General features: G+C 65.1%; 18 protein-coding genes. 13 read left to right on the top strand and 5 right to left on the bottom strand.

Annotated features, from left to right (window positions below; genetic code table 11):
* Window positions 1-14 precede the first annotated feature (14 nt).
* The 4 genes from H582_RS29810 to H582_RS0105075 all read left to right on the top strand — a co-directional run bounded on the left by H582_RS29810 (window position 15) and on the right by H582_RS0105075 (window position 5,404).
* Window positions 15-1,640, top strand: a complete 1,626-nt coding sequence (locus H582_RS29810; protein WP_052332984.1) for a serine/threonine-protein kinase — start codon at window positions 15-17, stop codon at window positions 1,638-1,640.
* A 106-nt stretch (window positions 1,641-1,746) separates the two neighbouring features.
* Entirely contained in the window at window positions 1,747-3,303 is a 1,557-nt protein-coding gene (locus H582_RS0105065) for an ABC-F family ATP-binding cassette domain-containing protein (RefSeq protein WP_028597657.1), read from the top strand.
* A gap of 32 nt (window positions 3,304-3,335) precedes the next feature.
* On the top strand, window positions 3,336-4,034 hold the full coding sequence (locus H582_RS0105070; RefSeq protein WP_028597658.1) for a response regulator transcription factor: 699 nt from the start codon (window positions 3,336-3,338) through the stop codon (window positions 4,032-4,034).
* Window positions 4,031-5,404 (top strand): HAMP domain-containing sensor histidine kinase, encoded by a 1,374-nt coding sequence (locus H582_RS0105075; RefSeq protein ID WP_028597659.1) that lies wholly within the window; start codon window positions 4,031-4,033, stop codon window positions 5,402-5,404. The genes H582_RS0105070 and H582_RS0105075 overlap by 4 nt, the downstream gene beginning before the upstream one ends.
* Window positions 5,405-5,597: 193 nt before the next feature.
* Here the strand turns inward: H582_RS0105075 and H582_RS0105080 are convergent, their stop codons facing one another.
* On the bottom strand, window positions 5,598-6,080 hold the full coding sequence (locus tag H582_RS0105080) for a C40 family peptidase (protein ID WP_028597660.1): 483 nt from the start codon (window positions 6,078-6,080) through the stop codon (window positions 5,598-5,600).
* 191 nt (window positions 6,081-6,271) lie between these two features.
* Here H582_RS0105080 and H582_RS0105085 point away from each other — a divergent pair, with 191 nt between their 5' ends.
* Genes H582_RS0105085 through H582_RS0105100 form a run of 4 tightly spaced genes read left to right on the top strand, consistent with a single transcriptional unit; the run spans window position 6,272 to window position 9,359 of the window.
* Entirely contained in the window at window positions 6,272-7,132 is an 861-nt protein-coding gene (locus H582_RS0105085) for a carbon-nitrogen hydrolase family protein (RefSeq protein ID WP_028597661.1), read from the top strand.
* Between the two features lie 24 nt (window positions 7,133-7,156).
* Entirely contained in the window at window positions 7,157-7,822 is a 666-nt protein-coding gene (locus H582_RS0105090; protein WP_028597662.1) for a GNAT family N-acetyltransferase, read from the top strand.
* Between the two features lie 32 nt (window positions 7,823-7,854).
* On the top strand, window positions 7,855-8,523 hold the full coding sequence (locus H582_RS0105095) for a GNAT family acetyltransferase (protein ID WP_028597663.1): 669 nt from the start codon (window positions 7,855-7,857) through the stop codon (window positions 8,521-8,523).
* Between the two features lie 2 nt (window positions 8,524-8,525).
* Complete coding sequence (locus H582_RS0105100; protein WP_028597664.1) at window positions 8,526-9,359, top strand: MBL fold metallo-hydrolase; 834 nt, start codon at window positions 8,526-8,528, stop codon at window positions 9,357-9,359.
* A gap of 209 nt (window positions 9,360-9,568) precedes the next feature.
* Here the strand turns inward: H582_RS0105100 and H582_RS26075 are convergent, their stop codons facing one another.
* Together H582_RS26075 and H582_RS0105110 are read right to left on the bottom strand one after the other, a co-directional pair.
* Complete coding sequence (locus H582_RS26075; protein ID WP_084136663.1) at window positions 9,569-11,440, bottom strand: ABC transporter ATP-binding protein; 1,872 nt, start codon at window positions 11,438-11,440, stop codon at window positions 9,569-9,571.
* A complete protein-coding gene (locus tag H582_RS0105110; RefSeq protein ID WP_028597665.1) occupies window positions 11,421-13,172 on the bottom strand; it encodes an ABC transporter ATP-binding protein in 1,752 nt (583 codons plus the stop codon). Before H582_RS0105110 ends, H582_RS26075 begins: the two co-directional genes overlap by 20 nt.
* A gap of 547 nt (window positions 13,173-13,719) precedes the next feature.
* Between H582_RS0105110 and H582_RS26080 the strand changes: the two genes are divergently transcribed.
* The gene (locus H582_RS26080) at window positions 13,720-15,111 is read left to right on the top strand and encodes an endonuclease MutS2 (protein ID WP_240478935.1); all 1,392 of its coding nucleotides are present in this window, start codon (window positions 13,720-13,722) and stop codon (window positions 15,109-15,111) included.
* Window positions 15,112-15,196: 85 nt separating this feature from the next.
* Window positions 15,197-15,760: a hypothetical protein gene (locus H582_RS32725; RefSeq protein ID WP_240478936.1), complete on the top strand. Its 564-nt coding sequence runs from the start codon at window positions 15,197-15,199 to the stop codon at window positions 15,758-15,760.
* Between the two features lie 21 nt (window positions 15,761-15,781).
* Here H582_RS32725 and H582_RS0105125 read toward each other — a convergent pair whose 3' ends face one another.
* Window positions 15,782-16,435 (bottom strand): thiamine diphosphokinase, encoded by a 654-nt coding sequence (locus H582_RS0105125; protein WP_028597666.1) that lies wholly within the window; start codon window positions 16,433-16,435, stop codon window positions 15,782-15,784.
* Window positions 16,436-16,569: 134 nt separating this feature from the next.
* Between H582_RS0105125 and H582_RS0105130 the strand changes: the two genes are divergently transcribed.
* Window positions 16,570-17,220 carry a trimeric intracellular cation channel family protein gene (locus H582_RS0105130; RefSeq protein ID WP_028597667.1) on the top strand — a complete coding sequence of 217 codons (651 nt, stop codon included), beginning with the start codon at window positions 16,570-16,572 and terminating at the stop codon, window positions 17,218-17,220.
* On the top strand, window positions 17,220-17,708 hold the full coding sequence (locus tag H582_RS0105135) for an arsenate reductase/protein-tyrosine-phosphatase family protein (RefSeq protein WP_028597668.1): 489 nt from the start codon (window positions 17,220-17,222) through the stop codon (window positions 17,706-17,708). Before H582_RS0105130 ends, H582_RS0105135 begins: the two co-directional genes overlap by 1 nt.
* Window positions 17,709-17,793: 85 nt before the next feature.
* Here H582_RS0105135 and H582_RS0105140 read toward each other — a convergent pair whose 3' ends face one another.
* Window positions 17,794-18,525, bottom strand: a complete 732-nt coding sequence (locus H582_RS0105140; protein WP_028597669.1) for an alpha/beta hydrolase — start codon at window positions 18,523-18,525, stop codon at window positions 17,794-17,796.
* A gap of 300 nt (window positions 18,526-18,825) precedes the next feature.
* Here H582_RS0105140 and pdhA point away from each other — a divergent pair, with 300 nt between their 5' ends.
* Window positions 18,826-19,902 (top strand): pyruvate dehydrogenase (acetyl-transferring) E1 component subunit alpha, encoded by a 1,077-nt coding sequence (pdhA, locus tag H582_RS0105145; protein WP_174817673.1) that lies wholly within the window; start codon window positions 18,826-18,828, stop codon window positions 19,900-19,902.
* Window position 19,903 lies beyond the last annotated feature (1 nt).

A 19,903-nucleotide genomic window follows, 5' to 3' on the forward strand; every position in this document is an offset into this window, starting at 1 on the left:
AAAGGGGAAACGGCATGCTGCGGAAGAAAGACGGAAGACGGACGGGGCTGGCGGCGGAGACGGAGGCGCTCGGCCAGCGGGAGGAAGACGGCTGGCTGCAGCCCGGCGACGTGCAGGGAGGCCGCTACCGCATCCTCAGCCTGCTCGGCAAAGGAGGCATGGGGGAAGTGTATGCGGCCGAGGATCTGCGCCTCGGGGGCGCGCTGCGGGCGCTCAAGCTGAAGCCGGCCGGAAGCTGGAGCGAGCGTCCGAGCGCCGACGAGGCGAGGCTGCAGATGAAGCTGGAGCATCCGCATCTGCCGCGGCTGTACGATTATTTCCCTGCGGAGGGAGGACAGCCGGAAATGCTCGTCATGGATTATATCGAAGGCTGCACGCTGGAGGAGGAGGCGCGGGCCAGGCCGGACGGCTATACGGCGCTAGAGGCGGCCGCCGCGGCGCTGCAGCTGTGCTCCGCGCTCGCCTACCTGCACGAGCAGCGTCCGCCGATCATCCATCGCGACCTCAAGCCGGCCAACGTGATGGCCGCGCGCTCCGGGAAGCTCATGCTGATCGACTTCGGCATCTCCCGCCGCTTCTCGCCCGAAGCGGCGTCCGACACGACGCAGCTCGGCACGCCCGGCTATGCGGCGCCGGAGCAGCTCGCCGGCGAGCAGAGCGATGCCCGCACCGACATGTACGGGCTCGGCTGCCTGCTCGTGCGCCTCATGCGCGGTGCGCTCCCTGGACGGCGCGGACACGAGGGGCGGGCGAGGGAGCTGCCGTACTGGCTGACGCGGCTGCTGGAGGAGGAGCGCGGCCGCCGCTACGCCAGCATGCGCGAGGCGGAGGCGGCGATCCGCAGCTGGCTGGAGGCGGAGGGAGAGGCGCCGGCGGCCGGCGGCCTGCCGTCGTTCGCCGCGCCGACAGCCGCCTTCCCGGCGGGGCTGCCGCGCGTCGCGGCGCCGGGCAGGCTCTCCGTGCTGTCGCTGTCTCCGGGCAGCGGAGCGACGTTCGTCTGCCTCATGCTGGCGCGGCTCGCCGCCGAGCGCGGCTGGCCGGTGCAGGCGGCCGAGCTCGACGGCGTCCGTCCTCATTGGCGGACGCTGCTCGGAGCGCCGGAGCCGCTGCCCGCCGCGCTCGATCCGCGTTTCGGCCGCTGGCTGCAGGACGGCGTCGAATGGCTGCCGCGGCTGGCTGCCGCACCAGGGCTGGAGCGGGACGAGGCGGCGGCGAGGCTCGACCTCATGCTGAGAAGCCGCGCCGGGGCGCTGCAGCTGCTCGACTGGTCTTCCGGGTGGACCGGGGACGAAGCGCTGCGAACCGTCGCCGCCTCGGCGGCCGTCATCGTCGTCGCCGATCCCGATCCGTCCCGCTGGAGCCGCGAGCGCCTGCAGCGGCTGGAGGAGCTGGCCGCCCGGCTCGGACCGGACCGCATGCGCTGGGTCGCCAACAAGGACGTCCGCTTCGCGGGAAGGCGCGAGTGGCTCGACCTGCTGCCGGCTCGGCCGGACGCCCAGCTGCCGTTCCTGGAGCCGGAATCGTGGTACGAGCTGCTCTGGCAGGGCTTCCCGCTGCCGCGGCGCGGAGCGGCGGCAGCGGCGGTGCGCGGAGCTTTGTCGCCGCTTCTGGAGCGTCTCGCCGCGAAGCTGCACTTTTAGCTCGGGAGGGGGAGCCAAGAAGGGGCGGTTTATGGTACAATCACCTATTAGGGGCCGCTGATCCGGTTTCCTTCGCATTTCAAAGGAATGGAGAAATCAACCACTCATGAGCTTACTCACCGTAGAAAATTTATCGCATACATTCGGAGACCGCATCCTGTTCAAGGAGGTCTCCTTCCGCCTGCTCGCAGGCGAGCGGGTCGGCCTGGTCGGCGCCAACGGCGCGGGCAAGTCGACGCTGATGAACATCCTGACCGGCAAGCAGCTCAAAGACGAGGGCCGCGTGGAGTGGACGCCGAAAATCCGCTACGGCTACCTCGATCAGCATACGAAGCTCGAAGCCGGCAAGACGATCCGCGACGTGCTGCGCGACGCCTTCGCGCCGCTGCTCGTGCTGGAGCAGGAGCTGTCCGAGGTGACGGCCGCCATGGGCGAGCCGGACGCCGACCTGGACGCGCTGCTGGAGCGCATGGGCGAGATCCAGGAGGAGCTGGAGATCGGCGACTACTACATGCTCGACGTCAAGGTCGAGGAAATGGCCAACGGCCTCGGACTGAACGCGATCGGCCTCGACCGCGACGTCACGGCGCTGAGCGGCGGCCAGCGCACCAAGGTGCTGCTCGCCAAGCTGCTGCTCGAGAAGCCGACGGTCCTACTGCTCGACGAGCCGACGAACTATTTGGACGAGGAGCATATCACCTGGCTGGCGGGCTATCTGCGCAACTATCCCAACGCCTTCCTCCTGATTTCTCACGATACGGGCTTCATGAACTCGGTCGTCAGCGTCATCTATCATCTGGAGTTCGCGCGGCTGACCCGCTATACGGGCAACTACGAGAAGTTCCTCGAGATGGCCGAGCTGAATAAAGCCCAGCATCTGGGCGCATACGAAAAGCAGCAGGACTTCATCAAGAAGCAGGAGGACTTCATCCAGCGCAACAAAGCCCGCGCGTCCACCTCGGGCCGGGCCAAGAGCCGGGAGAAGCAGCTCGACCGGATCGAGCGCATCGACAAGCCGGAGGAGGCCGCCAAGCCGACGTTCAAGTTCAACGAAGGGCGCACGAGCGGCAAGACGATCTTCGAGGCCAAGGGGCTGCGCATCGGCTACACGAAGCAGCTGCTGCCGGAGATGGACATGCTGATCGAGCGCGGCGACAAGATCGCTATCGTCGGCTGCAACGGCGTCGGCAAGTCGACGCTGCTCAAGACGATTCTCGGCCGCATCGAGCCGCTCGGCGGCGAGGTGTATCGGGGCGACTACCTGCTGCCGGCCTACTTCGAGCAGGAGGCCAAAGCTCCGACGATGACGCCGCTCGACGACGTCTGGAACGAGTTCTCGGGCATGAACCAGCATGAGGTGCGCGCGGCGCTCGCCCGCTGCGGCCTCAAGAACGAGCATATTACCCGCGCCCTCAACCAGCTGAGCGGCGGCGAGCAGGCCAAGGTCCGGCTGTGCAAGCTGATGCTGCGCGAGAGCAACTGGATTCTGTTCGACGAGCCGACGAACCATCTTGACGTCGTCGCCAAGGCCGAGCTGAAGCGCGCCCTCGAAGGGTATCGCGGCACGGTCGTGCTCGTCTCGCATGAACCGGATTTCTACGAGAGCTGGGTGACCAAGACGTGGGACGTCGAATCGTGGTCGCTCAAGCAGGCTCAAAGCTAGCTATCCAACCGGAAAGCAGGTGACATCCAAGAATGAATGAACGCGTCCTGGTAATCGAAGACGAAGAGAGCATCGCCCGCATCCTCCAGCTCGAGCTGGAGCATGAAGGCTATGAGGTCGGACATGCCGCGGACGGCCGCAGCGGCTTCATGCAGGCGACCTCCGGCGAGTGGGACCTCGTCCTGCTCGACGTCATGCTGCCAGAGCTCAACGGCATCGAGGTGCTGCGCAGGCTGCGGCAGGCCGGCAATCCCATTCCCGTCATTCTCATCACGGCCCGCGATACGGTTCCCGACAAGGTAAGCGGCTTTGAGCACGGAGCGAACGACTACGTGACCAAGCCCTTCGCCATGGAGGAGCTGCTCGCGCGCGTGCGCAACCTGCTCCGCATTTTCCAGCAGAATCCCAAGGAATCCGAAGGCTCCGACCTGCTCAAGATCGGCGATCTGACGGTCGAGCTCCGCACCCGCAAGGTGTTCCGCAAGGAGCTCGCGATCGACCTGACGCCGCGGGAGTTCGAGCTGCTCGTCTATCTCGCCCAGCATAAAAACGAGGAGAAATCCCGCGAGGAGATCCTCTCCGAGGTGTGGGGCTACGACTTCATGGGCGAGACGAATCTCGTCGACGTCTACATCCGCTACTTGCGCCAGAAGCTCGACAAGGGCTTCCGCCACAAGCTGATCCATACGGTGCGCGGCGTCGGCTATATGATGAAGGAGCCGGAGGCATGACCCTCCGCAAGCGATTCACGCTTTTCACCATCTTTTGGCTCATCTTCATCCTGATCCTGTTCAACATCTTCGTCTATCTGTTCATGACCAAGATCACGACCCGCAGCGAGCAGCAGGTCATGACGAACAAGGTCAACCTGATCCTCGAGAACAACAAGATCATGGACAAGGACCATCTGTCCGACGAAGGCCTGCTGCGGGAATTCTACAACGTCAACGAGCTGATCCGCATCATCACGCCCGACGGCAAGACGGTCAACCTGCAGGGCTCCGACACCGACCTGCTCGCGCTGCCGGTCAAGTTCGAGCCGTACCATGTGCAGGGGGAGATGTTCGTCGGCAGCACGCGCGTCCTGTACATGAAGGTGCCGCTGTACGAGGATTCGGAGATCATCGGCATGCTCGAGATCGAGCGCAAGCTGAACCTGCAGGACAGCTACATGAAGGTGCTCGTCGCCGCGCTGTCGGTGACGAGCATCGGGGCGATCCTGTTCGCGATCTTCGGCACATTCTGGTTCACCTCGCGCCTGACGGCGCCGATCCAGCACATGGTGCAGACGATGCGCGAGATCGACCGCAGCGGCAAGCTGCGCAAGATCGAGATCGGCGACAAGGAGGAGTCGGCGGAACTGCTGCAGCTCATCCGCGCCTTCAACCAGATGATCGAGCGGCTCGACCGCACGTTCGCCCGTCAAAAGCAATTCGTCGCCGACGCCTCGCATGAGCTCAAGACGCCGCTGACCGTCATCAGCAGCTACGCCGGCATGCTCAAGCGCTGGGGCCGCGACGACGTGAAGATCCGCGACGAGGCGATCGAGGCGATCGCCAAGGAGTCGGAGCGGCTGCAGAACCTGACGAAGTCGATGCTCATGCTCGCCGAGGCGGAGCAGGAGGACTGGCTCAGCCTGCAGACGTTCGACGTCGTGCAGATGGTGGACGAGCTGGCTTCGATGCTGCAGCTGACGTTCCAGCGCCAGATCCGCGTCCATACGTCCGCCGGAGGGCTGCGGATGTCCGGGGACAAGGACAAGATCCGCCAGCTGCTCGTCATCCTGCTCGACAACGCGATCAAGTACAGCAAGGAGCCGATCGACGTCACGGTCAGCTCGGTCAAGCAGTCGGTGCGCATTCATGTGACCGACAAGGGCATCGGCATCGAGGAGAACGAGATTCCGCATCTGTTCGAGCGCTTCTACCGCGTCGACGGCGCGCGCCGCCGCACGACCGGCGGCGTCGGACTCGGCCTGTCGATCGCCAAGCGCATCGTCGACCTGCATGAAGGCCAGATCGACGTGTTCAGCAAGCCCGGCAAGGGCACGACGATTACGCTGCAATTTCCGCAGACGCTCAAAAACACGTCCGGCCGCTGAGCGGCCAGACGTGTTTTTTTGCGCCGGCGCCTGAACGCCTGGTGCCCAGAAACGCCTGATGCCCAAAACGCCCAAACGCCTGGCGCCTGAGCGCCTGATGTCCAAGACGTCTCGGCGCACGCAAAAAGCCTCCGGGCGCCAGCTTGCAAAAGCTGGGCGCCCGGAGGCTTCGATGCGAAGTCTTCGATGCGAATTACAGCACGCGTTTGGCGGTCACATAATGCTTGTTCCAGTACGAGGTGCCGAGACTGGAGACGGTGACGCCCGTCTTGCCGTATGTATGCAGGATCTTGTTCGAGCCGGCGTAGATGGCCACATGGCCGATGCCTTTGCCGTTGCTGTTCGTGAAGAATACGAGATCGCCTTTGCTCAGGTAGCCGCGGGCGACCTTATCGCCCTTTTGTGCTTGCTGCGACGACGTGCGGGGGAGCGTGATCCCGTTTTTCTCGAAGACGTATTGAGTGAACGAGGAGCAGTCGAACGCGTAGGTGACGCCGCTCGGGGCTCCGAGCCGGTAAGGAACGCCAAGGTACTGCTTGCCGTAATCGAGAAGCTTCTCCGACTCGGGCGTAGCGGCCGAAGCCGTTTGAAGCGATCCGATATGGATGCCAGCCACGCCGATAGCAGCACAGAGGCTGAGGCGGGCGATCGTTTTTTTCCAGTTGCTCTTGCGCATATCTTGTGGTGTCCCTCCATCATGGTGTACGGTGTACTAGGGTGTTTTTCGACTGAGGCTACTATACCATACGGGGAGCAGCCTAATTTCTGCCAGTAAGAGCAGGATTCCTGTTCTGGCGCGATTCCCCCGTCAATATGAGAACTTCGTGAGAATCTTCTCATGAAGGCGTTTCAAGGAGGCGATTTGCGGTGAAAGTGAGAGTTTCGGCGGTTCAATACCGCTTGGAGGATATCGGCAGCTTCGAGGAATTCGCCGCCCAGGCGACGCATTACGTGCGCAATGCTTCGGAATATGGCGTGCAGATGCTGCTGTTTCCGGAGTTTCTGACGACCCAGCTGCTGTCGATCGGAGACGAGCAGGGAAGGCCGCTCGGCATCGGCCGCCTGCCGGAGTTCACCGAGCGCTACGAGCAGCTGTTCCAGGGACTGGCGGCCGAGTACGGCATGCACATCGTCGGCGGCACGCATGTCGTCCGCTCGGACGACGGCAAGCTGCGCAACACCGCTTATCTGTTCTACCCGGACGGCGGCATCCGCACGCAGGCCAAGCTCCATCTGACGCCGACCGAGGTCGAGGAATGGAACATGGCTCCGGGCGACGGGCTGGAGGTGTTCGAGACGCCTTTCGGCACGATCGCGATGCTGACCTGCTACGACATCGAGTTTCCGGAAATCGTGCGCATGGCGCGGGCCAAGGGCGCCGACGTCATCTACTGCCCGTCCTGCACCGACGACCGCCACGGCTTCTACCGCGTCCGCTACTGCGCGCATGCGCGGGCGGTGGAGAACCAGGTGTACATCGTCACGACCGGCACGACCGGCTCGCTGCGCCGCGTCGACTTCATGCGCGCCAACTACGGACAGGCCGCCGTCCTTACGCCCAACGACATTCCGTTCCCGCCGCGGGGCATCCTGTGCGAGGGCGACGACAATCAGGACATGCTGATCGTCGCCGATCTCGACCTGCAGCTGCTGGAGGACGTGCGCCGGGCCGGCTCGGTGACGACGTGGCGCGACCGTCGCACCGATCTTTATCCGGACTGGTTCTGACCTGAAAGGAGCGGCTGACGCGACATGAACAAGACGCTTTACGTCCTTCACGAGGGCAAGCCGGTCGAGACGGCCATCCGCCGCTATCGGCTCGAGGATGCCGAAGGGCTGATCGAGGCGCAGCGGCTGAGCTTTCCGCCGCCTTATCCGCAGGAGCTGCTCTGGACGCGCCCGCAGCTCGCCGAGCATGTCCGCCGTTTCCCGGAAGGGGCGCTGTGCGCCGAGGTCGGCGGCGTCATCGTCGGCTCGATGACCGGGATGAGGCTTCATGCCGCGAGCGGCGAGCATCGCAGCTGGGCGGAGGCGACCGGGGACGGCAGCCTCTCGACCCATGAGCCGGATGGCGAGACGCTGTATGTCGTCGACATCTGCGTCGTGCCGGAGTACCGCAAGAGCGGCATCGGCCGATGGCTCATGCAGACGATGTGCGAGACGGTCGTCCATCTCGGCCTGGAGCGGCTGCTCGGCGGCGGCCGCCTGCCGGGCTATCACCGCCATGCGGCGGAGATGAGCGCCGAAGCCTATGTCGACGCCGTCCTGCGCGGAGAGCTGCAGGATCCGGTGATGAGCTTCCTGCTGCGCTGCGGGCGGACGCCGGCCGGCGTCGCCGCGAATTATTTGGACGACGAGGAATCATGCGGCTATGCCGCGATGATGGAATGGCGCAATCCGTTCTATTCCCGCAGATGAAGACGAACTTGACGAACAAGGAGAGCGATGACATGGACTACTACCGCATCACGTCGATCGAGGACGAGAACTTCCCCAAGCTGCACCGCCTGCTGCAGGACGTGTTCCCGCCGGAGGAGGTGCTCGCCTACGAGCTGTGGGCGGAGCCGCTTCAGGATCCGGGCATCCACGTCTGCGTCGCCCTGCATGACGGGGAGGCCGTAGGCGCGACCGAATACCGCTATTATCCTCAGCTGCGCGTCGCGATGACCGATTTCACGATCATCGGCCGTCCCGGCCTCGGCGTCGGACGGTTCCTGCTGCGCAGCCGGGAAAAGGAGCTCGCCCGCCTGGCGGCCGAATCCGGCACGGAGCCGATCGGCATGTTCGCGGAGATCTACGATCCGTACCGCACGGAGCATGGCTTTGGCGGAGCCGATCCGATGAATCCGATCGTGCGCCGCGAGGTGCTGTCCCATATCGGCTACAAGCGGCTGGAGCTCGACTACGTGCATCCTTCCTGGGATCTGCAGGGCGGGGCGGTGAGCGGCCTCGACCTCGGCTTCCTTCCGAAGGACGAGGAGCTGGACGGCATCTCCGGCGCGCTGGCGGCGCAGTTCCTCGAGACCTACTATTCGGCGATCGAGGCCAAGCCGGCGGAGTGGTACGACATGGTGGCGGGGCTGAAGCGGCAAGAGCGCGTCGCCCTGCTCCCGCTGTAGCGATGGGCGCGACCGAAGCCGGGGCTCCGGGCCCGCTCGAGCTCCGTTTTCTCGGCACGAGCGACTCGATGGGCGTGCCGCGCGTTTATTGCAGCTGCACGGTCTGCAAGGAGGCCCGCGAGACGGGCTTCAACCGCCGGCTGCGCTCGTCGCTGCTGCTGGACGGACTCGATGCGGACGGAGGAGCGACGCTGATCGACTGCGGTCCCGATTGGGGACGGCAGATGGAGGCCGCCGGACTTCGCTCGGTGCGCCGCATTCTGATCACGCACGCGCATTTCGATCACATCGGCGGGCTCGTCGAGTGGGCGGACGCCTGCCGCTACGAGGGCCGAAAAGGCACGGCCTACGCACCGGCAGAGGTCATCCTGACGATCCTCGACCGCTTTCCGTGGCTGGAGCGCTGGATCGACTTCATGCCTTGCGACGAGCCGCTGCGCCTCGGCAGCTGGACGATCCGCTGCTGGCGCGTCCATCACGGCTACAACGGCTATTCCTACGCCTACCGCTTCGACCAGGAGGAGACGGCAACAAGCTGGGCGTACTGCTCCGATGCGATCGGCCTCGACGACGGCATGAAGGCTCCGCTTCGCGGCTGCCGGCTCGTCATCCTCGGCACGAATTTCTACGAGGAGCCTCATCCGTACGAGACGCGCTCCGTCTACGACGTGAAGGAGGCGATCGAGCTGCAGCGGGAGCTGCGTCCCGGCGAGCTGCTGCTGACCCATCTCTCGCATGACATCGACCTGATGCGCGACTACGGCTTGCCGGCAGGAATGGCGTTCGCCGAGACCGGCTTGACGAGACGGCTCGGAGGATCGGCGAAGCCGGAGTAGGCGGCGCCCCATGCGCCCGCGGCCGTTCCGCGCTGGAGTTGAATAGGCAAAGAGCCCATCCGCAGCCGGCGGATGGGCTCTTTGCATGGACGCAGCTTGCAGGCGGCCGGTCCGGATAATGCGGCCTTCCGCCGATAGGGCGGGCTTAGGCCCGGCAGCCGGTTCGGACCCTCGCTTGCCGCCTGTAGGCGCGGCGGTCCCGAGGAGAATCAGCCGGCCGGCTGCCGGCCGGAGTCCGGCTGGCCTTGCGAATGGCGGTACAGGCGCGCGTAGTAGCCGCCTTTGCCGAGCAGCTCGCCATGCGAGCCGGACTCGACGATGCTGCCGCTGCGCATGACGAGGATGCGGTCGGCGTTCATGATCGTCGACAGCCGATGCGCGATGACGAGCGTCGTCCGTCCTGCGGAGACGGCGGCGAGCGCCCGCTGCACCATCTGCTCGGTGCTGGAGTCGAGGTTCGCCGTCGCTTCGTCGAGAATGAGGATCGACGGGCGGAAGACGACGATGCGGGCGAAGCTGATCAGCTGGCGCTCTCCGGCCGACAGGCCGCTGCCTTTTTCGCTCAGCATCGTCCCGTAGCCGTCCGGCAGCCGTCGGATGAGGCGGTCGGCGCCGACGAAGCGGCATGCCTCGCGCGCCTCCTCCTCGGAAATCGACGGATCGAACAAGCGCACGTTGTCGAGAATCGATCCGGAGAACAGATACGGCTCCTGCTGCACGAGCCCGACGATGCGCTGCAGGCGCGCGAGCGGGATATGGCGCACGTCGACGCCGTCGATCGAAACGGAGCCTCGCTGCACGTCATAGAAGCGGCAGAGCAGGCTGATGAGCGAGCTCTTGCCGGCTCCGGTCGTGCCGACGATGCCGATCGTCTCGCCGGGGGCGACGTCGAGGCTGACGCCCCGCAGCACGGGCTGCTGCGGATCGTAGCCGAACTCGACGTCCTGGAAGCGCACCGCTCCGGGACCGATCCGCTCGAGCTCGGCGGCGTCCGCGGATGCGTCTTCCGGCAGCGCCGAGCGGGTCTGGAACAGCTTCCAGATGCGGTCCATCGAGACGGAGGCGGCCTGCAGCGTGTTCCACTGCTGGGTGATCGAGTTGATCGGCTGGAAAAACTGGCGGATGTACGTGATGAACGCGTACAGGACGCCGAACTCAAGCCCTTCCCCGTAGACGGCCCGGCCGCCGAGCCAGGTGACGAAAGCGACCGACAGGTTGCCGAGCAGGTCGAACGAGCGGTTGAACAGCACGTTCGTGCGGATCTCCCGCAGGTTGGCCTCGTAATACGAGCCGTTGCGCTCCTCGAACTGCCGCTGCTGCTCGCGCTCCTGGCGGAACGCCTGCACGAGGTTCATGCCGCTCAGATTCTCCGCCGTGAAGGCGATGAGCCGCGACAGCCGGGTGCGCGACTGCTGGTACGTCCGGCGCATGTAGCCGCGGAATCCGGCCGCGATCAGCGCGATCAGCGGCAGCAGCAGCAGGCTGTAGCCGGCCAGCACTGGATCGAGCTGGAACATGAGGAACAGGATGAAGACGAGCGTCAGCCCGTCGCGGAACAGGCTGAGGCATACCTGCGTGAAAAACTGGCTTACCGTCTCCGTATCGCCCGACATATGCGTGACGAGGCTGCCGCTGGACATGCGGTCGTAAAAGGACGGCGAAAGGCGCGACAGATGGCGGAACAGATCCTTGCGCAGCTTGGAGACGATGCCTTGCCCGGCCCGCTGGACGAGCAGGCTCTGCCAGTAGCTGAAGGCGAGGGCGAGCAGCGACAGCGCCAGGTACAGCCCGGCCAGCAGCAGGACGGGGCCGAGCTCGCCGCTGCCGCCCATCAGATGGTCGTCGATCGCGATTTTCACGAGGAACGGCTGCAGCAGATCCGCGGAGATCGCGATGACGGTGCAGGCGACGACGCCGGCGAACGTCTTGCGGTACGGCTTCGCATAGGAGAGCAGGCCGCGCCAGGCGGTCCGCTCGGCTCCATCCGGCGCGGAGCCGGAGGCAGGCGGGGAATCCTGCCGGTCCTGCCTGCGCTCCTGCCTGCGCTCCTCCGCGTCCGGCTCAGGCGCCTTGTCCGCCATGGTCCATTCCTCCTTTCTGCAGCGACGCCAGCTCGGCATACCAGCCGTCTTCGCGCAGCAGCTGCTCATGCGTGCCGCGCTGGACGACGCGACCTTCGTCCAGCACGACGATCTCGTCGGCATGCTGGATCGCGCTGATGCGATGGGCGATGACGAGCGTCGTCCGGCCTGCGCGCACGCGGCGGATGCTCGACACGATGGCCGATTCCGTCTCCGCGTCGACGGCGCTCACGCTGTCGTCGAGGATGAGCAGCGGCGCTTCCTTGACGAGTCCTCTCGCCAGGCTGGCGCGCTGGCGCTGCCCGCCCGACAGCGTCACGCCGCGCTCGCCGAGCCGCGTGCCGAAGCCTTCCTTGAACTGCCGCGCCTGCTCGTAGATCATCGCCTGGCGGGAAGCGCTCTCGATTTCGGACTCGGTGGCGTCCCGCTTGGAAAAGGCGATATTGTCCCCGAGCGTCGTGCTGAACAGGAACCCGTCCTGCGGCACGTAGGCGATCGAGCCGCGCAGCGAGCGCAGCGTCACGTCCCGGATGTCGGCCTCGCCGATCCGGATCGCGCCTGCGGGAGGCTCCATCATGCGCAGCAGCAGCTTGGCGAGCGTCGTCTTGCCGCTGCCGGTGCGCCCGATGAGAGCCGTCGTGCGGCCGTGCCGGATGTCGAGGTCGACGCGGTCGAGCGCCGGCCGCGAGGAGCCGGGATAGCGGTACGTCAGGCCGCGGACGGCGATGTCCGCCCGCTGCGGCAGCTCGACGGCCTGCGGCGAATCCTCGATGTCCGGCCGGCTCGCGAGCAGCTCCTGGATGCGCTCGAGGCTGGCGCGCGAGCGCTGCATCGTGTTGATGACGTTGCCGATCTGCTGGAGCGGATTGATCATGAGCCGCACGTACAGCGTCAGCGAGACGTACATGCCGACGGTGATGCCGCCGGAGAGCGCATGGTAGCCGCCGGCGGCTAGCGTCACGACGAGCGACGCGGAGCCGAGAAACGGCAGCAGCGCCTGGAACAGCGAGCTCAGCCGCACGAGCTTCAGCTGGCTGCCGTAGACGCCGTCGACGCGGGCGCCGAAGCGGGCTTCCATCATCGGCTCCACGGCGAACTTTTGCGTGACGCGCATGCCGCCGATCTGCTCCTCCGCGGATTCGGTCATGGCGGCGAGCTCCTCTTGGGCGTGCCGCGAGCGCTCGCGGATGCGCGGGCCGAAGTAGACGACGATCGGGGGGATGAGCAGCAGCGGAGAGACGCAGACCGCGACGAGCCCGAGCGGCAAGCCCGACAGCGCCATCATGACGACGGCGCTGCCGAGCAGGATGACGGCGTTGGCCGTCTGGTTGAAGCCGGCGGAGATCGCCTCCCGCACCGACTTGACGTCGTTCAGCACGTAGCTGAGCATGCTGCCGACGCCGTGCTTGGCATAATACGCCTCGCTGAGGCGCGTGAACTGCTTGAACAGCCTCTTGCGCGTCAGCCGCTCGAAGTTTCGTCCAAGCCTCATGATGAGGTATTGGCCGGAGCCGGCGAGCGAGCTGTAGAGCAGGGCGATGCCGGCGAGCATCAGCGCGGAGCGGCTGATCAGCACCGGCGTCAGCGCCTCCTGCTGCAGCCGGTCGGTGAATTCGCCGAGCACGCGAGGGTACAGCGACTGGACGATGTTGCCGAGCGCGATGGCCAGCAGCGCCGCGCCGTACAGCGGCGCCTTGGCGGCCAGATACGGGCGCAGCAGGCGTTCCTTCATCCTAGGCATTCCTCCTCGGGATAAGGTTTCCTCGCCTTCATTATACCTCCAACCGAGCCGCGCAGAACATTTTAGTACCAAAATAGTGCCTGGGAAGCAAAGGTTGACTTTTGCCCGAGAACCTAGGTAGGATAAGGGAAGGCCGATTCCGTTCGCCTTTTATCCACTTTTCCGAAAAGGGGAGCTATTGATGACCCAGGGTGTTCAGATCTCGTAATTTCATAGGACTGCCTTCGATTTGCCTGCCGGCGCAAGCGCCGTCTTTCCGCAGGCTTTTTCGAAGCGGTCCATGATCGAGCTCTGAACCGAAGGATCCTCCCTGACCATAGACGGATATTCCGTCCGATTCCGCCGCCTGCTTCTTTCAGCGGGCGGCGCGCGGACGGCCATCCGCTGCGAGACAGGAATGGAGCGCTTCTGCGTTCCGTTCCTGTCTTTTTTGCGTTCCGGCGAGAGGATGAGGCGGACGGAATCGGCTTGTCCAACCTTCGGAAGTCCGTTTTACCCATCGAATGTCCCTATTTTTGCTTCGAGGAGGCCAATTCCTATGAACCACGCATCGATGATGCGCCTTGACTATAGCTTCATTCAGCAACAATTGCTTGACCTCGCCGTATCCGAGCCTGGCCGCCGGTTGGCGGAGCGGCATGTCCCGACGGCTTCGCTCCGTCAGGCGGAAGCGTGGCAGGAGGAGACGGCGGAGGCCGACGCGCTGCTGCGCGCCGGCTCCAGCGTGCCGCTGTCTGCGATGGAGGGCATCGGCTCGTTCCTGGCGCTGCTCGGCAAGGGACGGATCTATGACGAAAAGGAGCTGTCCGGCCTGTCGTCCTGGCTCGGCTCCATCGCGCAGATGAAGCGGTACATGGCCGCCAAGCGCGAGCTCGCTCCGCGGCTGTCGGGTTATGCCGACTCAATGCGCGACTGTCCTGTCCTCAAGGAGGAGATCGACCGCTGCATCCGCGGCGGCTGGCTGCTCGACCATGCTTCGCCCGAGCTGTCGCGGATCCGCCGCAGCTCCCAAGTAGCCGAGGACCGCATCCGCCGCAAGCTCGACGCGGCTCTCGTCAAGTACAAGAGCAGCCTGCAGGACGCGATCGTCAGCCGCAGGGGCGACCGTTTCGTGCTTTCGGTCCGCAGGGATCAGCGCCGGCTCGTGCCGGGAACGGTGTGGGACGAATCGGCGAGCGGACAGACGCTGTTCATCGAGCCGTCAGACGTCGCCGACCTGCAGGCGGAGCTGGCGATGTGGAAGCAGGAGGAGGAGCGGGAGCGCACGCGCATCCTCTCCGTGCTGTCGTCGATGGCCGAAAGCCATGCCGAGCCGCTGACGGTCAATCTGGAGGCGATGGCGCTGTTCGACTTCATTCTTGCGCGCGGCAAGCTGTCCCGCTCCTATGACGGCACTCGGCCGCGGCTGCGGTCCGAGCCGATCGTCCGGCTGCGCGGCGGACGCCATCCGAAGCTCGGAGCGCAAGCGGTGCCGATCGACGCGGAGCTCGGCGGCGGCTGGGACCAGCTTTGCATCACCGGACCGAATACCGGCGGCAAGACGCTCGCGCTGAAGACGATCGGCCTGTTCGCGCTCATGGCGCAGGCGGGGCTGCTCCTGCCGGCGGAGGAAGGCAGCGAGTTCGGGCGGTTCGACGACATTCTCGCCGACGTCGGAGACGGGCAAAGCATCGAGCAGTCGCTCAGCACGTTCTCGTCGCATCTGGCCATCCTGGCCGAGATCCTCGCGGCGGCAGGAAGCTCCACGCTCGTCCTGCTCGACGAGCTCGCCGCCGGCACCGATCCGGAGGAAGGCATCGCGCTGTCGGTCGCGGTGCTTGAGGAGCTGGGAGCGAGAGGGACGAAGGTCGCCGTAACGACTCATTTCAACGAAATCAAGGCCTACGCTTCGCGGACGCCGCGCTGCATGAACGCGCGGATGGCGTTTTGACGCCGAGACGCTGCGGCCGCTGTACCGGCTCGAGCCGGGCGAGGCGGGAGACAGCTATGCGCTGTCGATTGCGAGGCGGTACGGCTTGCCGGAAAGCCTGCTCGCGAGGGCGGAGGAGCTGAAGCGCGGCGGAGCTCGGCCGGATGCGGCGGCGTCCGGAGGGGAGCGTCCACAATCCCAGGCGGACAACGGCCGCAAGCCAGCGGCGTCTCGCGAGGAGCGCCGGCCAGAGCGAGGCGGGCAGCCGGACGCCGTGCAGGGGACGCCTGCTGCCGGATCGGACCTCCATGCGCCGAAGGCGGGCGGCAATGCGCGCGAGCCGGAGCCGCTGCGCGGCTCCAAGCCTGCTCCGAAGCCCAAGGAATTCACGGTCGGGGATTGCGTGTGGATCCATCCGCTCAAGCGGACGGGGATCGTGTACCGGGAAGCGGATGCGAGAGGGGAGGTGGTCGTGCAGGTGAAGCAGGAAAAAAGGACGTTCAACCGCAAAAGGCTGTCCCTCTATATTGGCAGGGACAGCCTCTATCCGGGCGAGGATTACGATATGGACATCGTGTTCGACAGCAAGGAGAACCGCAAGGCGAGGCATCGGATGTCGCGCAAGCATGTGCCCGGGCTGCAGATCGAGACGCCGGGCGGCGACGAGTGATCGGATGCGCTGGCGATCGGTTCAGCCGGATGTCTCCATGACGAGCAGCCAGCCTTGGCGCAGCGACACGCTGCCCGTCTGACCGTCCAGCGCGTTGCTGATGCCGAGCGACTGCCCGATTCGCAGCTCGGCTTCGCGCAGCGGATAGCGGAATCCTTCCAAAGTGATGCCGGAGGCCGTCTCGCCGAGCGGCAGCAGCGAGACATGGGGGAAGCGGCTGCGTTGCAGATGCAGCGACTGTCCTCCGCGCATCAGGCGGATGCGGTTTGTCTCGTCCTCGATCGTCGTCTCGACGCCGCGCTCCGCCGCGAGCCGAAGCAGATGCACGTTGGCGAGCGAATGGTCGAAGCGGCTGCCGAGCGCGCCGACGATCAGGATGGACGCCGGATCGAGGTCGAGCGCGCGCCTCAGGGCGAGCTCGGTGTCGGTATAGTTTTTGTCGATCGGATCGAACGAGGCCAGCTCGGCGCTTCCCGCCTCGATTTCGGCCAGCTCGTCCTCCTGCACGGAGTCGAAATCCCCGAGCGACAAATCCGGCCGGATGCCCGAGCGGATGAGGAACAGCGCTCCCGCGTCGGCGCCGATGATATAGTCGCCGGGTCGAAGCAGGCCGGCCGTCCACGGTCCGAGGCTGCCGCCCGTTACGATGGCGACCCGCTGCAGCTGCTGCGGCATAGGGCTCATTCCTTCCTGTATGTACTGCGGCCCATTATAGCGCGGGGAACGTGCAGCCGCAATCCGGTTGCGGGATAGCCCTCCCCCGGCTATTATAGGTAGGATAGTTGCGGCATCATAGATACGGGGGCGTAATCGACTTGTACACAGAGATTTTCGCGGTATTCAGCATCATCGGCACGATCGCCTTCGCGGTCAGCGGCGCGATCGTCGCCATGGAGGAGGAGTACGACATCCTCGGCGTGTTCGTGCTGGGGCTGGTCACGGCGTTCGGAGGCGGCGTCATCCGCAATCTGCTCATCGGCATCCCGGTGACGACGCTCTGGACGCAGGGGCTGCTCATCAAGATCGCGCTCGCCTCGATGACGATCATCTTCCTGCTGCCGGTCAGCTGGATCCAGCACTGGCGCAAGGCGGAGGCGCTGTTCGACGCGATCGGGCTGTCGGCCTTCGCCATCCAGGGGGCGCTCTACGCCACGGAGATGAAGCATCCGCTCAGCGCCGTGCTAGTGGCCGCGACGCTGACCGGCATCGGCGGCGGCATCATCCGCGACCTGCTGGCCGGGCGCAAGCCGCTCGTGCTGCGGGACGAGATCTATGCCGTCTGGGCGATTCTCGGCGGGGCGGCGATCGGGCTGGGATGGTTCAAAGGGACGGCGATGCTGCTCGTGCTGTTCGGGCTCATCATCGTCATGCGGATGCTGTCCGTCATCTTCAAATGGCGGCTGCCCCGCCGGTCGCTGCGGACGGCGTCGGCCGACCGCAGGGAAGGAGGAATGTTCTGATGGCGCGCAAGGTGAACGTCGTGTTCGTCTGCCTGGGCAACATCTGCCGCTCGCCGATGGCGGAGGCGGTGCTGCGCCATCTGGCCGCGCGGCGCGGACTGAAGCAGGCGGTCGTGGTGGACAGCGCCGGAACGGGCGACTGGCATCTCGGAGCCGTTCCGCATGAAGGGACGCGCCGCGAGCTCGACCGCGCGGGCATCTCTTATGAAGGGATGCGGGCGCGGCTCGTCGACCGCGACGATCTCGAGCGGGCCGACTATATCGTCGTCATGGACCGCGCCAACGAGCGCGACGTGCGGGAGCTGATCCGAGCCGGGGGCATCGTGCCGCAGGGCAGGCTGCTCCGCTTCATGGAGCTGCTGCCGGACGAGGAGCTCGACGGCGTGCCCGATCCGTATTATACGGGAGACTTCGAGCAGACCCGGAGGCTCGTCGCCGCGGGCTGCGAGGCGCTGCTCGACCGGATCGAGCGCGAGCTTTCCGCCTAGATCAAGCTGCGGCAAAAAAAGCGGGACGATAGCCGAACCATTCGGCTTTCGTCCCGCTTTTCGTTTCAGCTCCGAGGCTGGCGCTTTAGTCCAGGAAATGCTTCAGGCCGTCCGGGATCTCGCGCTGCCACGATCCCCATTGATGCTTGCCGTCCTTCTCGACATAATGGATGTCGGCGCCGCGGTCGGCGAGCAGGGCGTCCATCTCGCGGTTCAGCTTGACGAAGTCGTAGACGCCCGTATCCGTCTCGAAGTCGGTCTCCTGGAGGCCGACATACAGATAAAGCTGCAGCCAGGACAGGTCGCCCTGCTTGGCCGCGATCGCCTGGGAGGCGCCGTAAAAGGCGCCCGACAGCGAGAAGACGCGGTTCCACAGCTCCGGATAGCGGAGCGCGAGATGGAGCGATACGGTGCCGCCGAGCGAATCCCCGATCAGCAGCCGCTCGCGGCGCTCCCGCCGGACGGGATACTTCTCCTCGATGAACGGCAGCATCTCCTCGGCGAAAAAACGCGTGTACGCCTCATGGCGGGCGCCGTCCGGGGAGTATTCGCTCGTCCGCTTCTTCTTGTCGACGTCGACGCCGACGAGGATGAACGGCTCGAGCTCGCCGTCGATGATGAGGCGGTTGGCCAGCGTCGCCGCGCGGCCGAAGTTGAACAGGTCCTCGCCGTCCTGGCCGTAGACGACCGGATAGCTGAGCACTTCGTTGTAGCCGGGCGGCAGGTAGACGCGCAGCTCGCGCGAGCCCTCCTCGAGATGGCGGCTCGGCACCGTCTCCTTGAGGATCGTTCTTTTCAAATAAATGTCGTCTGGCATCGTTCTCTTCCTCCTTGGCTGCATGGGACGGCGTAGGTCGGGGTAAACAATAAGGAGATGTCCGCTCCGAGCCGAGCGGAGCGGCGGAGACTCCGTTGAATGTAACCGCTCTTGTACTATCCTGTTATATATGTCACGGTTAGCTGTTACACATACACAAAACGTTAAAAACCCGTGAAAGTAATGAAAAAACAACGTTTTTTCCTTTTTTGCTTTGACCGTTTCAGCGCAACAGGTTTATAATAATTCTATAACAGAAGCAGGCAAGTTTCAAATAACAAATCGAGGTGAACCTCTCTGATGAGCAAGCTGCTGAACAAGCATTCTTACGAAGTGCATAGCGAGGACGTAACGCCGCTTACGATTCTTTCCCCCGAAGGCGAAGTCGTCAATCCCGACCTCATGCCTGACCTCAGCGACGACCAGCTGAAGGAACTGATGTACCGCATGGTGTTCACCCGCACCTGGGACGAGCGCGCCGTCAACCTCGGCCGCCAGGGCCGCCTCGGCTTCTACGCGCCGGTATCCGGCCAGGAAGCGTCGATGATCGGCAGCGAGTTCGCGCTGAACAAGGACGACTTCATCTGCCCGGGCTACCGCGACATGCCGCAGCTCGTCTGGCACGGACTGCCGATGTACCAGGCGTTCCTGTACTCCCGCGGCCACCAGCACGGCGGCCAGATTCCGGAGGACGTGCATGTGCTGATGCCGCAGATCATCATCGGCGCGCAGATCCTGCATGCGACCGGCGTCGCGATGGCGTTCAAGAAGCGCGGCGAGAAGCGCGTCGCCATCACGTATACGGGCGACGGCGGCTCCTCCGAGGGCGATTTCTACGAAGGGCTGAACTTCGCCGGCGCCTACAAGCTGCCGGTGATCTACACGGTCCAGAACAACCGCTACGCGATCACGACGCCGTACGAGAAGCAGACGGCCGCCCAGTCGATCGCCCACAAGGCGCTCGCCGCCGGCATCAAAGGCGTGCAGGTCGACGGCATGGACGTCCTCGCGGTCTACAAAGCCGTCTCCGAAGCCGCTGAGCGCGGCCGCAGCGGCGAAGGCGCGACGCTGCTCGAGCTGCTCACGTACCGGTTCCGTCCCCACTCCATGGCGGACGACACGACCAAGTACCGCACGAAGGACGAAGAGGGCGAATGGTCGCTCAAGGATCCGATCATCCGCTTCGGCAAGTTCCTGGAGAAGAAGGGCCTTTGGACGGAAGAGGATACGGCTCGCGTGAAGGACGAGGCGAAAGCCGCCGTCAACGAAGCCATCAAGAAGGCGGAAGCGACCGAGAAGATGACGGTCGCCGGCTTGATCGACACGATGTTCGAGCATACGCCCGCCCACCTGGAAGAGCAAAAAGCCGATTTCTGAT

Origin of the sequence: Paenibacillus pasadenensis DSM 19293 (genome assembly GCF_000422485.1) — a bacterium.
GTDB lineage: Bacteria > Bacillota > Bacilli > Paenibacillales > Paenibacillaceae > Paenibacillus_O > Paenibacillus_O pasadenensis.

Bases quoted from the DNA above. Each gene is read 5' to 3' on its own strand.
- pdhA (WP_174817673.1), top strand. From the start codon at position 18,826: ATGAGCAAGCTGCTGAACAAGCATTCTTACGAAGTGCATAGCGAGGAC.
- H582_RS0105095 (WP_028597663.1), top strand. From the start codon at position 7,855: ATGGACTACTACCGCATCACGTCGATCGAGGACGAGAACTTCCCCAAG.
- H582_RS0105075 (WP_028597659.1), top strand. From the start codon at position 4,031: ATGACCCTCCGCAAGCGATTCACGCTTTTCACCATCTTTTGGCTCATC.
- H582_RS0105080 (WP_028597660.1), bottom strand. From the start codon at position 6,080: ATGCGCAAGAGCAACTGGAAAAAAACGATCGCCCGCCTCAGCCTCTGT.
- H582_RS29810 (WP_052332984.1), top strand. From the start codon at position 15: ATGCTGCGGAAGAAAGACGGAAGACGGACGGGGCTGGCGGCGGAGACG.
- H582_RS0105100 (WP_028597664.1), top strand. From the start codon at position 8,526: ATGGGCGCGACCGAAGCCGGGGCTCCGGGCCCGCTCGAGCTCCGTTTT.
- H582_RS0105140 (WP_028597669.1), bottom strand. From the start codon at position 18,525: ATGCCAGACGACATTTATTTGAAAAGAACGATCCTCAAGGAGACGGTG.
- H582_RS0105125 (WP_028597666.1), bottom strand. From the start codon at position 16,435: ATGCCGCAGCAGCTGCAGCGGGTCGCCATCGTAACGGGCGGCAGCCTC.
- H582_RS26075 (WP_084136663.1), bottom strand. From the start codon at position 11,440: ATGGCGGACAAGGCGCCTGAGCCGGACGCGGAGGAGCGCAGGCAGGAG.
- H582_RS0105135 (WP_028597668.1), top strand. From the start codon at position 17,220: ATGGCGCGCAAGGTGAACGTCGTGTTCGTCTGCCTGGGCAACATCTGC.
- H582_RS0105090 (WP_028597662.1), top strand. From the start codon at position 7,157: ATGAACAAGACGCTTTACGTCCTTCACGAGGGCAAGCCGGTCGAGACG.
- H582_RS0105070 (WP_028597658.1), top strand. From the start codon at position 3,336: ATGAATGAACGCGTCCTGGTAATCGAAGACGAAGAGAGCATCGCCCGC.
- H582_RS0105065 (WP_028597657.1), top strand. From the start codon at position 1,747: ATGAGCTTACTCACCGTAGAAAATTTATCGCATACATTCGGAGACCGC.
- H582_RS0105110 (WP_028597665.1), bottom strand. From the start codon at position 13,172: ATGAAGGAACGCCTGCTGCGCCCGTATCTGGCCGCCAAGGCGCCGCTG.
- H582_RS26080 (WP_240478935.1), top strand. From the start codon at position 13,720: ATGAACCACGCATCGATGATGCGCCTTGACTATAGCTTCATTCAGCAA.